Here is a 14,123-nt window from a genome sequence, read left to right as displayed (position 1 = left end):
TGCCGGGCGCGCTGGTCGTCTCGGAGCTGTTGCCGGGCATGGCGAGGGGCCCGACCCCGTGCGGGATTCGGGCTGGAAGGCATCACTGGCGTGCGCTTCCCGTCCCCGCCGGGATTGCTGCCCCAGCGGGCGACTTCAGAAGGGTATGAGGTCTTCGACCGAGTCCCGCTCCCCGTAGATCGGAGGCGGCGGCGCCATGGCCCCGACTTCGATCACCGGAGCTTCGCTCGTATTCGAGCCGAGGCCGGTGCGCTTGCGCCAGAGCGATTCCTCGTAGTAGACCCTGGCCTGCTTGACCTGGTCGAGCTGCGCTTTCAGCTCCGGCTCCATCACCTCGGACCATTCCGAGGAGTAGAGGCCGGTGGGGAAGACGTTCGTCTTGTCGCCTCGGAAGGCTTCGTCCAGGTCCGCATCGGTGCGCCAGTCGGAGCAGCCGCACCCGCTGTCGGCGGGGGCGCTCTCGTGGCCGTCGTGATGGGTGATGAGGGCCTGACCGGGGCCGGTCTTCTCGACCGTCCAGCCGTCGGTGTGAATGCGGCCGTGGTGGAAGCGGCAGAGCAGGATCAGGTTCTCGGCGTTCGTGTCGCCGCCGTCAGCCCAGTGCACCAGGTGGTGGGCCTCGCACCAGGCGATCGGGCGGTCGCACCCGTGCCAGGCGCACCCGCCCTGCTGTTCGAGTTCCAGCTTGCGGCGGAGGGCCGTGTTGGGGAGGCGCAGGGCCCTGCCGAGTTCCACCGCTTCGCCGTTCTCGTAGTCGAAGACGCTGGGGACGACCCCGGCTTCGCAGGCGAGCAGGCGGGCCTGGGCGACGCTGACCGGTCGGCCCTCCAGGAGCGGGATGCGGCCGGTCTCCTTGCCCTGCAAGGTCTCGATGTCCACCACCAGATCGAGGGTGGCGGTGTGGCCGTGGCGCTTGACCGCCTCGGGGGAGGACCCGTACCCGGCGATGAGCTGGTGCAATGCCTCGGCGTTCCGGTTCGCCTGGGGAGGGAGGACGCCGTGGTGGTCGGTCTCGTCCTGGCGGGGAGGCGGGCAGGCGGTCTTCAAGTACTTGTCCAGCAGACGGCCCGTGTCGGCGGACAGGAGCCCTGACAGCGCCCACATCCCGCCTTCGTCGATCTCTTGGACCTCGAGGTATTGCAGGGACTTCTCGCCCAGGCCGTCGAGGAGTTCGGCCTCCTCCGCCAGGCCCGCGTGCAGCTCGGCCAGGTGGCGGCGCAGCTCTCGGTAGGGGGCGTGGGCGGCGTACTCGCACACCAGCGCCTCAGGGGTGTCGCAGGAGACCTCGGGGTCGAAGGGGGAGGCCACCGGCTCACGGAAGGGAGTGCGGGCGAACAGCGTGGCGGCGGGAGTCTTGTGCAGCTGACCGGCCGCGTAGGCGACCTGGTCGATGCGGGCGTACCCGGACAGGGCCGCGTCGGCGAGGATCGTGAACTTCTTCGCGAGCTTGGCGATCGCGGCGATGTTCCCGGCTGCGGAGTAGGTGAAGTCGAAGGTCGAGACCAGCCAGTCGCGCTGGGCCGAGAAGCCGTCCACCTCGCGGTGCACGTTGGCGGCGAAGGCGTCCATGACCAGTCGCAGGGCGGTGGCATAGACGCCGTTGACCAGAGCCGCAGTGTCATCGAGGGAGGCGTGGAGTGCCCGAGCCGCTTCGCGTCGTGCGGTGCGGTCCTGGGGAGTGAGCGTCTTGGCGGCCATCGGGTTCACCTCCTACCGGTTATCGAATGTCCTGGCTGTTTTGGTCTGCTTGTTCGGTAGTTCAATCGTAACTTTATGCGATTGGTTGATCCACTTACGACAAAGAGACGTGAGTCACATTGATCCCTTTCTTGTTGTGGCGCAGGGAAAATCGTCCCGCCAGCCGCCAGCCGCCAGCCGCCAGCCGCCAGCCGCCAGCCGCCAGCCGCCAGCCGCCAGCCGCCAGCCGTCCTGGACGGAATGAGTCCTCTTCGTCGCTGCCCGCCCGAACCCCGACCCAACAGGACCAGCGGGCCGGAGTGCCACCCGGCAAGAGCGCCGCCTCTTCGTCGCCGCCGCCTGAACCTCGACCACCGACTCCCCGAGGACGGCAAAAAGCCGCCCGCGAGATCGCGGGCGGCTTCGTACTTCAGCGTCTATAAGACCTTGGAGGGAACCGGGTTCCGGAGCGGTTCGCCGTGGGCGTGCAGTTCCGTGAGGACTTCCTTCCAGGACGCGAACAGGCCGGTCGCGTGGTAGGGGATGCCCTTCTCGTCGCAGAACTGCTCCACGATCGGCTGCGCCCGGTTCAGGTTCACCGAGGGCATGGCCGGGAAGAGGTGGTGCTCGATCTGGTAGTTCAGGCCGCCGAGGGCGAAGTTCGTGAACCAGCCGCCCTTGACGTTCCGCGAGGTCAGCACCTGCTTGCGCAGGAAGTCCAGCTCGGTCTCGCCGACGAGCGTCGGCATGCCCTTGTGGTTGGGCGCGAACACCGATCCCATGTACAGGCCCCACACGGCCTTGTGCACCAGGAGGAACACGACGGCCTTGCCGGGGGAGAGCACGATGAACAGGGCGCTGAGGTAAGCGGCCCAGTGGACGGCCAGGAACAGGGCCTCCCAGCCGCGGTTCTTCAGGCCCGGCTTGATGACCGACTTGATGCCCGACCAGTTGAGGTTGATGCCCTCGAGGAGGAGGATCGGGAAGAACAGCTGCGCCTGGTACTTGCCGAACCAGGTGGCGATGCCCTGCGCGAAGCCCGCCTGGCGCTTCGACCACACGAACAGGCCCGGCGAGACGTCCGGGTCCAGCTCCTCGTGGTTGGGGTTGGCGTGGTGGCGGTTGTGCTTGTCGTTCCACCAGCCGTAGCCCATGCCGTTGGAGAGGTTGCCGGTGAACCAGCCGAGACGCTCGGAAGTGGCGCGGCTGCGGATGACCTGGCGGTGCGCGAGGTCGTGGCCGAGGAACGCGACCTGGGTGCTCACGAGCGCCAGGAAGACGGCGGTGAACATCTGGAGCCAGGTGTCGCCGATCAGAGCGAAAGCCACCCACGTGCCGACGAATACCGCGGCCATGGCGGCGAACCGGATCACGTAGTACGCCGGGCGGCGGTTCATGAGCCCCGCCTCGTTGATCCGGCGTCCGAGTTCGGCGAAGTCGCTGCCGGCCCGCTTGGGAGCCGGGGCCTCGGCGGTGATCATCGTCATGGAAACTTCCGATCTGTCGGGTTAGTGGTCGACCTCTTAAGCCTCCCCTCTCGCGCGCGACTTGTCGCTACTGCTGACCCGTCAATGGGGGTAGTGCTTGCCCTACCTTTTGCGCCCCACCCTTTACACGAACGCGATCGCTGCACTAGATTCTCTGGCGATAAAATTATGAAGGATTCACTTCAAAAGCGTTGGACGGTTGTCGGTCCCTCCGCTTAGGGTTGCCCCATGCCAATTCACAACGAGATCCTCGCGCGCGCCGTCGACCTGCGGAAAAGCTACGGCGAGCACGAGGCCGTCCGCGGCGTCGACTTCGAGATCCTCAGGGGCGAGGCCTTCGGCTTCCTCGGCGCGAACGGCGCCGGGAAGTCCACCACCATGCGGATGATCGGCTGCGTCTCCCAGCCCACCTCCGGCAGCCTCGAGGTCTTCGGCCGCGACCCCCGCACCGAAGGCGCCGCGATCCGGGCCCGCCTCGGCGTCGTCCCCCAGGACAACACCCTCGACGGGATGCTCACCGTCTTCGAGAACCTCGTCGTGTACGCCGGATACTTCGGCATCAAGAAGAAGGACGCCCGCGAGAAGGCCGCCGAACTCCTCGACTTCGTGCAGCTCACGCCCCGCGCGAAAGACCAGGTCTCGGAGCTGTCGGGCGGCATGCAGCGCCGCCTGGCGATCGCCCGCTCCCTCATCAACGACCCCGACCTGGTGATCCTCGACGAGCCCACCACGGGCCTCGACCCGCAGGCGCGCCACCTCGTCTGGGAGCGCCTGTTCCAGCTCAAGCAGCGCGGCGTCTCCATCCTGCTCACCACGCACTACATGGACGAGGCCGAGCAGCTGTGCGACCGCCTCGTCGTCATGGACGAGGGCCGCATCATCGCCGCCGGCTCCCCGCGCGAACTCATCGACACGCACGTCACCAAGGAGGTCGTGGAGCTGCGCTTCGGCCCCGCCCACACCACCGAGCTCGCCGAACTCTCCCTCACCCTCACCGGCGTCGGCGCCCAGATCGAGTCCCTGCCCGACAAGATCCTCGTCTACACCGACGACGCCGACGACACGAACGCCGCGCTCGACGCCCGCGACATCCGGCCCACCTCGATGCTGGCCCGCCGCGCCACCCTCGAAGACGTCTTCCTGCGCCTCACCGGCCGGGCCCTGGTGGAGGACGAGACGTGAGCACCGCCGTCAGCACGGTCGCCGACCGCACCGCGCCCTCCCCCCTCACCGGCGCCTGGCGGGCCTTCACCCTCCAACTCGCCCTTTACAAGCACATCTGGCACGGCACCGTCTTCACCTCCGTGCTCCTCCCGGTCCTCTACATGGTCTCGGTCGGCATCGGCGTCGGCGCCTACATCGACCCCGCCTCCATCGGCGGCCTCACGTACGCCGAGTTCATCGCCCCGGGCCTGATCTGCTCGGTCGCGGTCATGATGCTCGGCAACGACATGGTCTTCCCCGTCTTCGGCGGCTACCACGAATGGGGAGGCCACTACCTCGCCCAGCGCGCGACCCCGCTGCGCCCCATCGACATCCTCAACGGCCACCTCGCCTACTCGGTGATCTTCCGGCCCTTCACCAACTGCACGATCGTCGCGATCGTCATGGCCTTCTTCGGCGTCTACACGTCCTGGTGGGCCGCGCTCTCGGTCGTCGCGGCCGCGCTCGTGTCGGCCTCGCTCGCGCCCTGGCTCCACTTCTGGGCCTCCAGCCTGAAGAACGACGCGAACCTCAACATGATCTTCCGGTTCGCCGTCATGCCCATCTCCCTGTTCTCCGGGGTGTTCTTCCCCGCCAGCGAGATGCCCGGCTTCCTCCAGCCGCTCGTGTGGCTCTCGCCGCTGTGGCACGGCACCGAACTCGCCCGCGCCGCCACGGCCGACGTCGCCCCCGCGCTCTGGCCGGCCGCCCACATCGCCTACCTGGTCGCACTGGCCGTCGCCGGGTGGTTCATCGCCCGCCGCGTCATCCAGCGCCGCCTGAACTTCTAGGAGCCCAGCGTGTCCGTCATCGCCTACAGCGCCGCGCGCGCCACCCTCCGCTCCTCCGGCGCCCTGCTCAACCGCAACTGGATCGCCATGCGCCGCGCCTGGGTCCTCATCGTCTCCGGCGCCGTGGAGTCCCTGCTGTTCCTGTTCGCCTTCGGGTTCGGCGTCGGCTCCCTCGTCGGGGACCTGACGCTCCCCGACGGCTCCACCGTCTCCTACACCGCCTACGTCGCGCCCGCGATCCTCGCCAACGCCGCCATGATGGGCGTGCTCGCCGAGACCTCCATCAACGTCTTCGCGAAGTTCAAGTGGATGAAGGTCTACGACGGCATCCTCAACACCCCGCTGCGGCCCTGGGACGTGGCCCTGGGCGAGGTCTGGTGGGCCCTCATCCGCGGCGGCACCTACATCGGCGCGTTCGTGGTCATCATGGGGCTGTTCGGCCTCCTCGACTCCTGGTGGTCGCTGCTGGCCGTGCCCGCCTGCGTGTTCATCGCGCTCGCGTTCGCCGGGATCGGCCTGACGCTCGCCACGCTCTTTCGCGAGTGGACCGACTTCGACTGGATGAACGCGGTCGTGTTCGCGATGTTCCTGTTCGGCGGCACGTTCACGCCCGTGGAGGCCTACCCGGCCTTCGTGCAGCCGGTCGTCTACGTCATGCCGCTGTACCACGGGATCGAGCTCGTCCGCGGCCTCAGCCTCGGCCAGCCCAGCCCCTGGATGCTCCTGCACATCGCCTACCTCCTGGCGCTGTGCGTGGTCGGCATGTGGGTGGCGCAGAAGCGGCTGTCGAAGGCGCTCTACAAGTAGCGGCCGCGGGCCCGTTTGCGCGGGCCTTGTATAAGTGGACACCGGTCAAGCAGCAGGCCGCGCCGACGGGGAACCGGCGGCGCGGCTGACCCTTCCCCCAGGTCGCGTTCCCCGTCGAGAGCGAACGCCCGCAAGGATCTCGTAAGAAGAAATTCTTCATCAGTGACCTTCCCCACGAAGAAAAACTCCGATATCGTCCTATTCACGCATGAAGGCCAGCGCTCCTCACCCCAGCGCGACCCCGACTCGCAATAAGGAGGTTCCTCATGCGGAATTCCGGACGATCCCGGTGGCTTCGCGTCCCCGGCACCCGGCGCGCGCGCCGACTCGTCATCCTCATCAGCGCCCTGGTCCTCGCGGCCGCCGGCGCGGCGATCCCCACCGTCGTGTCCAACGCCCAGGACGTCTCCATCCAGGCCGTCACCCACAAGAGCCCCTTCAACTGCAACAAGACCTTCTACGCCAACAACTGGAGCGGCGGGCACAACCCCAGCAACTCCATCGACTGGCAGACGTACGGGTCGGACGCCATCAACGGCGAGAACGTCCGGGCCACCGCCGGCGGCACCGCCTACTTCTACAACGAGGGCAGCACCAGCTACGGCAGGTGGGTCAAGGTCGTCCACTCCGACGGCTCCAGCACCCGCTACGCGCACCTCGCCACCCAGGTCAAGGCTCCGGGCTCCAGCATGTCCGTCTCTCAGGGCACGATCATCGGCACCGTCGGCTCCACCGGCGGCTCCACCGCCCCGCACCTGCACTACGAGCAGCGCAACAGCTCCGGGACGGTCCGCTCCCCGGTGGTCGAGGGCATCTCGGTCCCCTTGGGCACCAAGAAGGCCGTCACCTCCTCGAACGGCTGCTCCGGCGGCGGCAACCCGTACACCGCGGGTGAGGTCTGCGGCTCGGGCTACAGCCAGATCAACCAGCACGCGCTGGGCACCGTCGGCGCGGTCTTCCTGCTGTACAACAGCTCCAACGGCTACAACTGCGTGGTGACGCTGAAGTACACGAGCGTCGGCAACCCCAGCGCGGTCTCGGCGTCCCTCCAAGTGGAGGGCGGCACGGTGACGAAGGATTCGGGCAGCTTCTCGTACTACGCGGGGCCGGTCAAGAAGTCGGCGCCGAACACCTGCGTCAAGTGGGGCGGTTCGGTCGGCTCCACGACGTGGACGAGCGCCTGGAGCCACTGCGGCTGACACCGCACTTCCCGCTAAGGTGGGCGCTTGACTCCTCCCCTCCCGTCAGGGAGAGGATTCATGGCTCACGCTGCTCGACCACCCTGCGGGAGAACGAGTCTGACGCGATCGACACCATCCGGGTTGAGACCCGCCCGGACCAGCATCACGTGTGCGGAGTTCTTGTCTCGAGGTGAGACGGCTCCGCACACGGTGCAGGTGTATGTCCTTTCGGAGAGGGGGAGTGCGTGCTTGGCTCTCGCTCCGCACTGGGCGCAGTCCATGGTGGTGTGAGCCGGATGGACCAGCCGCAAGTCACGGACGTGCTTTCGGCTCATCTCGATGAGCGCGGTCTTGGTGGCGCTGATGGCGCCGTCAGCGGCTTTGCGGGCCAAGGTGGTCCTGGCCATGAACTTCGGCCGGAAGTCCTCGGCGGCGATCCGGTCATGGTCTCGGACGACACGCTTCGCCCACTTGCGCGCGGTGTCCAACCGCTGCCTGGCGATCTTCTTGTGAGCTTTTGCGGTTTGCTTCTTGGCCTTGAGATATCCGCGTGATTGCGCCTTGCCCTTGGGCTGGCGTCTTCGCGCCATCATGCGCTGGTAGCGCGCGAGCTTTTCCGCTGAACGTTTCCCATGCTCGTGATGCGGCAGGTCGTAGTCGTCACGGGTGGTGGCGGCGGTGACGGTCACGCCCCAGTCGATGCCGATGACGTCGCCGGTAGCGGGGAGTGGCTCAGCGCGGGAAAGGACGACGAATGAGGCGTACCAGTGGCCGAGGCTGTCGCGGTGGATGCGCACACTCGTCGGTTCATCTGGCAGCGCCCTCGACCACACCACGGTGAGCGAAATGCCGCCGGCCAGGCCGAGCCGTCCGTCCTTGATCCGGAAGCCACGCAGCGTGTAGTTGAGCGTGGGCGCGGTGACATCCCGCTTCTTGAAGCGAGGCATGCCCGCTCGACGTCGCATGGGAAGCCGAGATTTGATGTCCTTCATCGCTTTGGCCCGAGATGCGGCGAAGTCGCGAATCGTCTGCTGCTGCGGCACCGAAGCGCCGCTCCCGAGCCATTGAAGTTCGGAGCGCCATCCCGTCAGTCGCTTGTCCAACTGGGCTGGGCCGCAAGTATCCCCGATTCGGTGGGCCTCACGAGATGCGGCGACGCATTGATTCCAGACCCACCGACACCGGTCCCACTCTTCGAGCAACGCCGCTTGAGCGCTCGCCGACACCCGGAGTCGGTAGGTGTATCGGACCTGGCCGGTCTCCTCACCCAACTCTGGTGTCGTCATGACACTAGAATACCACTATGCTTGATCGCTATGGATCGTGAAGTACGCATCACGCTGCGAATGCCAGCCGAAATTCACTCCCGGCTTTCAGGTGAGGCCAAGACGTCTCGGCGATCGCTCAACGCTGAGATCGTCTACCGTCTTGAGAACAGTCTAGGAATTGACAAGCTGCCTTCCGGCGCTCCGAACGTCCGTGATTCGCTATGAGGCAAACCCGATCAGTTCTTTGGAGTTGACGTGAGAACCCTGCTGCGACTGTTCACGATCGTCGCGCTGGCCTGCGCGCCCGCCTTCGCCCCTTCCGCGGCCTTCGCCGCCGGAGGGCCGCAGGTCCTGGTCGTCACGACCGGGAACGAGGCCCAGGACGTGGCCGACTACGCGGTGGAGCGCCTCCAGATGGAGGCGCGGCGCTGGAACTTCACCCTCATCGAGGGCACGCCCGAGGACCTGACCGATCTCGGCGGCATCGACGTGGTCATGTTCCTCAACACCGGACCCGACCTCCTCGACGGCGCCCAGCAGGCGTCGCTCCAGACGTTCGTCGAGGGCGGCGGCGGTTTCGTCGGGACGAACTCGGCGGCGGCGAGCGCCGCCGACTGGGCGTTCTACCAGGAGATGCTCGGTGCGACGGCCGTGCTGCCGCCGGGCGATCCGGAGGCCAAGGAGCCCGTGAGCTTCAACGCGGGCTCGCGGATCACCGAGGGCCTGGACGAGGACCTCGAGGTCACCGAGCGCTGGTACCGCTTCGATCCCGCGCCCGTGGCGCCGGATTCGATCATCTTGGCGCAGTTGGGTTCGGGCGACCCGGTGGCGTGGAACAGCGAGGCCTACAACGTCTTCTACGCCTCGCCGGGCGGCGAGGGCGGCACGTGGGGCGACCGGGACTTCCTGCAGCTGATCCGCCAGGGCATCTGGTGGGCCGCCGGCGAAGAGGGCGCGCTGGTCCAGAACTCGGACGACGCGGCGCCGCCGTGGCCCTACACCTGGACGTTCGTGCTGTTCGTGGTCGCGGTGGCCGGGGGCGGCTCGATCGCGGTGTGGCGCTTGGACAAGGCCGAGTCCGCGAAGGAGGCCGAGGCCGGCGGGGCACCACCGGTCGCGGCCGGCGTCTGAAAGAGCGTTCACGATCGGGCGGGAGGCCATGCCTCCCGCCCGATCGCCTGCGGTCCGCGCGGGCACCTCCAGTACCCGACGATCATCGCCGGTCCGGCTCCCGAGAGGGGAAGTTCCCACGACCCACTCACTCCCCGCGGTCCTGTCGCGCGGAGTCCGGGGCCGGTCCGGCGACCCGTGCGGACCGAGGTTCAGAGGCGCCCGGTGACGACCGTGGCCACGTCGGCGACGCCGTTCTCGAACGGCAGGTCCTCGTCGTCGGGCTCTTCGACCGACGGGCCCTGGCGCTGCTTGATGGAGACCTCCTCGAGGGGGATCGCCAGGAGCGCCGACATGGCGTTCTCCTTGGGGCTGGCCTCGCGCGAGCGCTCGGAGCGGCCTTCGGCCATGCGGTTGATGAGGGCCTTGAACACCGACCAGCGCTCGTCGGCGTCGGCGACCAGCCGCGCGTTCGCGTGGACCACGACGCTGCGGTAGTTCATGGAGTGGTGGAACCAGGATTTGGCGTACACGAGCCCGTCGACGACGGTGGCGGTGACGCTCACGGGGAACTCCTCGCGCCCGCCCAGTCCCATGCTCGATCCGGTGGAGCCGTGGAGGAACAGCGTGTCGCCCACGCGCACATGGAAGGTGGGCAGGACCCTCGGTGCGCCGTCGGGGCCGACGAAGGCCACGTCGCAGTACAGGGCCTCGTCGAGCACCTGGTACGAGGCCGCCCGCTCGTAGGTCACGCGTTCGCGGGACCGGTTGGGGGTGGTGCGCTCGGTCTGGGCGAACTGGCCGCTGTAGGGGCATTCGAGGGTGGACATCGAGGGGGCTCCCATCGGAAATTTATGTACTGATACAATGCTTGAGTTATGTCGGTACAGTATCAGATCACCGGAACCGCGGCAAGCGAGATCGCGTCGAGCGTCGAGTCCGGCGTGCGCTCGGGCCGCCTCGCGCCCGGCCGCACCCTGCCCCCCGTCCGCAAGCTCGCCGCCGACCTCGGCGTCGCCCCCGGCACCGTCGCCTCCGCCTACCGCCGCCTGCGCGAGCGCGGCGTGGTCGAGACCGGCGGCCGCGCGGGCACCTTCGTCCGCGAGCGCTCCTCGCTCACCCCCACCGGGATGCTCACCGTCCCTTCGGGAGTGCTCGACCTCGTCTCGGGCGAACCCGACCCCGGCCTGCTGCCCGACCTGAACGCGCTCAAGCCGCGCGTGGAGATCACCCACGGCAACTACCGCGACGGCGGCCCCTGCCCCGACCTGCTCGACCTCGCCCGCGAACGCTTCGCCGCCGACGGCGTCCACGGCGAGCTCACCGTCACCTCGGGTGCCCTCGACGCCTTCGAGCGCGGCCTGGCCGCCCGCCTCGAACCCGGCGACACGGTCGCCGTCGAGGAGCCCACCTGGTCCAACGGCCGCGACCTGCTGCTCTCGGCCGGATACCAGGTCACGCCGGTCGCCATCGACGGCGACGGCCCGCTCCCGGGCGAACTGGACGCCGCCCTCGCCTCCGGCGCCCGCGCCTTCATCCTCACCTCGCGCGGCCAGAACCCCACCGGCGCGGCGGTGTCCGCCGAGCGCGCCGCGGCGCTGCGCGCGGTCCTCGCCGCGCACCGCGGCGTGTTCGTCATCGAGGACGACCACTGGGCCGAACTCTCGCAGGTCCCGCTGCACCTCGTCGCCGACGCCGCCGACCGCTGGATGTTCGTCCGCTCCGCCTCCAAGCCCTACGGGCCCGACCTGCGCTGCGCCGTCGTCGCCGCCGACCCCGACACGAAGGCGCGCGTCCAGGGCCGCATGGCGATCGGCCACGGCTGGGTCTCGTGCATCCTGCAGCACTTCGTGATCGCCGCGTGGACCGACGACGCGGCGGGCGCGCGGGTCGCGCACGCCGGGCGCGTCTACGCCGAACGCCAAGGCGCCCTTCGTGAATCGCTCGCCGAGCACGGCATCGACGTGTGGGGCCGCTCGGGCCTCAACGTGTGGATCCCGGTCGCCGACGAGACCGCGGCCGTGGTCGCCCTCCGCGACGCCGGGTACGCCGTCTCCCCGGGGCGCGGGTTCTCCTTCCACGGCGCGCAGAGCATCCGCGTCAGCACCGCCCGGCTCGCGCCCGAACTCGCCCCGAAAGTCGCCGCCGCGATCGCCTCGGCGTCGGGACCGGCGTCGCCGCCGATCTGAACCGGCGCCCCGCGCCGAAACGCCCGCCCCGGGCCGCGAAGCCGCCCGAAGCGGCCGAGGCCGAGCCGGTCCCCGCCGGCCCGGCCCCGGCGCCGGACCCACCCGATCCGGCCGACAACTCCAGAAAGGAAACCCCGTGACCGCCTCCCCACCGACTCCTCCCGCCACCCCGGCCGGAGTCGACGCCGCGCCCGGCGCGCCAACGGACACGACACGACTCCAGAGGCGCGTGCTGCGCACCCTCTTCGCCACCCAGATCATCGGCGGCCTCGCCGTGGGCATCGGCATCGCCGTCGGCGCCCTCCTCATCGAGGACATGACCGGCTCCTCGACGTACGCCGGCCTCGGGCAGAGCCTGTTCGTCGGCGGCTCGGCCCTCGTCGTGGTTCCCGCCGTGCGCATCACCGAGCGGTACGGGCGCCGCGGCGGCCTCGCCTTCGGCTACGCGTGCGCCGTCCTGGGCACCCTCACCGTCATCGCCGCGATCCACCTCGACAACCCGGTCGTCGCCGTCTCCGGGTACTTCCTCCTCGGCTCGGGCTCGTTCGCCGGACTCCAGTCCCGTTACGCCGCCGCCGACCTCGCTCCGCCCGCGCGCCGCGGCTCCCACCTCGCGATCGTCGTGTGGGCCACCACGATCGGCTCGGTGGCGGGCCCGTCCATCGCCGGGCTCGCCGAGCGCCTGTGGACCGGCTGGTTCGGCGGCCCCGCCTACGTCGGGTCCATGGCCGCGATGGGTCTGCTGTTCGTCGCCACCGCCGTCATCATCGGCGTCCTGCTGCGCCCCGACCCGCTCCTGACCGCCCGCGAGCTCAGCGGCGAGACCGACGCGCCGAAGCGCTCCATCGCCGACGGCTACCGCACCGCGAAGACCAACCCGGCCGTGCGCACCGGCGTCGTCGCCGCGGCCCTCGGCCACTTCGTGATGGTCGGCGTCATGGCCATGACCGCGCTCCACATCCGCCACGGCATGGCCGACCCCGAGGACGCCCTCAGCGTCGTCGGGATCATCCTCGGCCTGCACATCGGCGCGATGTACGCGTTCTCGCCCGTCATCGGGCGCCTGGTCGACAAGTACGGCGCCCGCCCGGTCCTCATGGCGGGCACCGCGGTCCTCGTCGCCGCGTGCGTCGTCTCCGGGTCGTCTCCCGCGACCGACCACGTGCGCCTCTCGATCGGCCTGGGCCTGCTCGGCCTCGGCTGGTCGGCCATGACCGTCGGCTCGGCCGCGCTCGTCACCGGTGCGGTCAGCCCCGCCCGCAGGCCGTCCACGCAGGGCTTCTCCGACCTCGTCATGGGCCTCGCCGCCATGGGCGCCGGGATCGCCTCGGGCCCGATCGTGGAGTACGCGAGCTACGGCATGCTCGGCGTCTTCTGCGCCGTCGTCGCGCTCGCGGTCTTCCCGTTCCTCATGGGCAGGCTCGAGCCGCCGGCCGAGGAGGCGGCGGCCTAGGCAGCGTTTGAGAACAGTGGGAGCCTCCAGTTAGTTTTGTTGTGTCGCAACGAAACTCAATACTGGAGGCTCCTGGTGTCAAGCGTACCGGTTCCTGCCGTGCTCACCGATGGTCAGTGGCGTCACCTGCGTCGCTGGTTGCCTGCCCCGGCCCCGACCGGCCGACCGATCACCAGATCGCGCAGAACGCTGGTCGATGCGATTGCCTGGCGGGTCCGGGTGGGAGCACCCTGGCGGTTCCTCCCGCCCAGTTTCGGTCCCTGGCAGACGGCGTACTGGCTGTTTCGCACCTGGCAGACCGAGGGCGTCTGGCCCATGATCGTCAAAGCGATCTGGACCTTCCTCGATGCAGCCGGGCACCTGACCTGGACCGTCAGCGTCGACTCCACCACCGTGCGCGCCCACCACGCCGCGGCCGGAGCCGGCCGGCGGCTGGTCCCCGGTGAACCCGACGACCATGCGCTGGGCCGCTCGCGGGGCGGCTGGACCACCAAGATCCACCTCGCCGCCGATGCCAGCCAGACCGTGCTGAGCTTCAAACTCACCGCCGGGCACATGGCCGACTCCCCGCACCTGCCCGGTGTGCTCGATGACATCGGCGTGCCTCGGCCCGGGCCGGGCAGGCCCCGAACCCGGCCGTACCGGGTCCTGGCCGACAAGGGCTACCCGTCCCGGGCCAACCGTGCCTACCTGCGCCGGCGTGGCATCCAGGCGGTGATACCCGACCGGGCCGATCAGCAGCGCAACCGCACCGCGAAGGGCCGCCTCGGCGGGCGGCCCCCCTCGTTCGACCGCGAGATCTACAAGCAGCGCAACACTGTTGAGCGAGCCATCGGCCGTCTCAAGCGCTACCGCGCCGTCGCCACCCGATACGACAAACTCGCCGTCCGATATGAAGCCACCATCCAGGTCGCCATCATCCTCGACTGGAAACCCGAGTTCTCAGACGCTGCCTAG

At 69.1% G+C, this 14,123-nt stretch carries 13 protein-coding genes; 9 read left to right on the top strand and 4 right to left on the bottom strand.

Going from position 1 to position 14,123, the window contains the following annotated elements; translation table 11 throughout:
- Positions 1 to 135: 135 nt before the first annotated feature.
- Together BLQ63_RS26345 and BLQ63_RS26335 are read right to left on the bottom strand one after the other, a co-directional pair.
- Positions 136 to 1,698 (bottom strand): HNH endonuclease signature motif containing protein, encoded by a 1,563-nt coding sequence (locus BLQ63_RS26345; protein WP_091040522.1) that lies wholly within the window; start codon positions 1,696 to 1,698, stop codon positions 136 to 138.
- A gap of 416 nt (positions 1,699 to 2,114) precedes the next feature.
- On the bottom strand, positions 2,115 to 3,164 hold the full coding sequence (locus tag BLQ63_RS26335; protein WP_218125520.1) for a fatty acid desaturase family protein: 1,050 nt from the start codon (positions 3,162 to 3,164) through the stop codon (positions 2,115 to 2,117).
- 228 nt (positions 3,165 to 3,392) lie between these two features.
- On the opposite strand from BLQ63_RS26335, the gene BLQ63_RS26330 reads away from it, so the two are divergent.
- From BLQ63_RS26330 to BLQ63_RS26315, 4 genes are all read left to right on the top strand, one after another.
- Positions 3,393 to 4,346 (top strand): ABC transporter ATP-binding protein, encoded by a 954-nt coding sequence (locus BLQ63_RS26330; protein ID WP_091040520.1) that lies wholly within the window; start codon positions 3,393 to 3,395, stop codon positions 4,344 to 4,346.
- A complete protein-coding gene (locus BLQ63_RS26325) occupies positions 4,343 to 5,158 on the top strand; it encodes an ABC transporter permease (protein ID WP_091040519.1) in 816 nt (271 codons plus the stop codon). The genes BLQ63_RS26330 and BLQ63_RS26325 overlap by 4 nt, the downstream gene beginning before the upstream one ends.
- A gap of 9 nt (positions 5,159 to 5,167) precedes the next feature.
- A complete protein-coding gene (locus BLQ63_RS26320) occupies positions 5,168 to 5,965 on the top strand; it encodes an ABC transporter permease (RefSeq protein WP_245681102.1) in 798 nt (265 codons plus the stop codon).
- Positions 5,966 to 6,231: 266 nt separating this feature from the next.
- Positions 6,232 to 7,164 (top strand): M23 family metallopeptidase, encoded by a 933-nt coding sequence (locus BLQ63_RS26315; RefSeq protein ID WP_091040518.1) that lies wholly within the window; start codon positions 6,232 to 6,234, stop codon positions 7,162 to 7,164.
- 65 nt (positions 7,165 to 7,229) lie between these two features.
- Here the strand turns inward: BLQ63_RS26315 and BLQ63_RS26310 are convergent, their stop codons facing one another.
- Positions 7,230 to 8,432 (bottom strand): RNA-guided endonuclease InsQ/TnpB family protein, encoded by a 1,203-nt coding sequence (locus BLQ63_RS26310; protein WP_091040517.1) that lies wholly within the window; start codon positions 8,430 to 8,432, stop codon positions 7,230 to 7,232.
- 30 nt (positions 8,433 to 8,462) lie between these two features.
- Between BLQ63_RS26310 and BLQ63_RS29910 the strand changes: the two genes are divergently transcribed.
- Both BLQ63_RS29910 and BLQ63_RS26300 read left to right on the top strand, forming a co-directional pair.
- A complete protein-coding gene (locus BLQ63_RS29910) occupies positions 8,463 to 8,639 on the top strand; it encodes an Arc family DNA-binding protein (RefSeq protein ID WP_091040516.1) in 177 nt (58 codons plus the stop codon).
- 30 nt (positions 8,640 to 8,669) lie between these two features.
- Positions 8,670 to 9,545, top strand: a complete 876-nt coding sequence (locus BLQ63_RS26300; RefSeq protein WP_091040515.1) for a ThuA domain-containing protein — start codon at positions 8,670 to 8,672, stop codon at positions 9,543 to 9,545.
- Positions 9,546 to 9,736: 191 nt separating this feature from the next.
- On the opposite strand, the gene BLQ63_RS26295 is transcribed toward BLQ63_RS26300, so the two are convergent.
- Entirely contained in the window at positions 9,737 to 10,354 is a 618-nt protein-coding gene (locus BLQ63_RS26295) for a pyridoxamine 5'-phosphate oxidase family protein (protein WP_177155120.1), read from the bottom strand.
- Between the two features lie 48 nt (positions 10,355 to 10,402).
- Here BLQ63_RS26295 and BLQ63_RS26290 point away from each other — a divergent pair, with 48 nt between their 5' ends.
- The 3 genes from BLQ63_RS26290 (at position 10,403) to BLQ63_RS26280 (ending at position 14,123) form a co-directional block, all read left to right on the top strand.
- Entirely contained in the window at positions 10,403 to 11,713 is a 1,311-nt protein-coding gene (locus tag BLQ63_RS26290; RefSeq protein ID WP_091040513.1) for an aminotransferase class I/II-fold pyridoxal phosphate-dependent enzyme, read from the top strand.
- A gap of 136 nt (positions 11,714 to 11,849) precedes the next feature.
- Positions 11,850 to 13,166 (top strand): MFS transporter, encoded by a 1,317-nt coding sequence (locus tag BLQ63_RS26285; RefSeq protein WP_091040512.1) that lies wholly within the window; start codon positions 11,850 to 11,852, stop codon positions 13,164 to 13,166.
- 75 nt (positions 13,167 to 13,241) lie between these two features.
- The gene (locus BLQ63_RS26280; RefSeq protein ID WP_091030119.1) at positions 13,242 to 14,123 is read left to right on the top strand and encodes an IS5 family transposase; all 882 of its coding nucleotides are present in this window, start codon (positions 13,242 to 13,244) and stop codon (positions 14,121 to 14,123) included.

Origin of the sequence: Glycomyces harbinensis (genome assembly GCF_900101745.1) — a bacterium.
Lineage (GTDB): Bacteria > Actinomycetota > Actinomycetes > Mycobacteriales > Micromonosporaceae > Glycomyces > Glycomyces harbinensis.
Note: the sequence above shows the minus strand (reverse complement) of the source record. Positions and strands in the feature narration are given on the sequence as shown.

Excerpts from the sequence above, each read along its gene's own strand:
- BLQ63_RS26345 (WP_091040522.1), bottom strand. The coding sequence starts at position 1,698 with ATGGCCGCCAAGACGCTCACTCCCCAGGACCGCACCGCACGACGCGAA.
- BLQ63_RS26335 (WP_218125520.1), bottom strand. The coding sequence starts at position 3,164 with ATGACGATGATCACCGCCGAGGCCCCGGCTCCCAAGCGGGCCGGCAGC.
- BLQ63_RS26330 (WP_091040520.1), top strand. The coding sequence starts at position 3,393 with ATGCCAATTCACAACGAGATCCTCGCGCGCGCCGTCGACCTGCGGAAA.
- BLQ63_RS26315 (WP_091040518.1), top strand. The coding sequence starts at position 6,232 with ATGCGGAATTCCGGACGATCCCGGTGGCTTCGCGTCCCCGGCACCCGG.
- BLQ63_RS26310 (WP_091040517.1), bottom strand. The coding sequence starts at position 8,432 with ATGACGACACCAGAGTTGGGTGAGGAGACCGGCCAGGTCCGATACACC.
- BLQ63_RS29910 (WP_091040516.1), top strand. The coding sequence starts at position 8,463 with ATGGATCGTGAAGTACGCATCACGCTGCGAATGCCAGCCGAAATTCAC.
- BLQ63_RS26295 (WP_177155120.1), bottom strand. The coding sequence starts at position 10,354 with ATGTCCACCCTCGAATGCCCCTACAGCGGCCAGTTCGCCCAGACCGAG.
- BLQ63_RS26290 (WP_091040513.1), top strand. The coding sequence starts at position 10,403 with ATGTCGGTACAGTATCAGATCACCGGAACCGCGGCAAGCGAGATCGCG.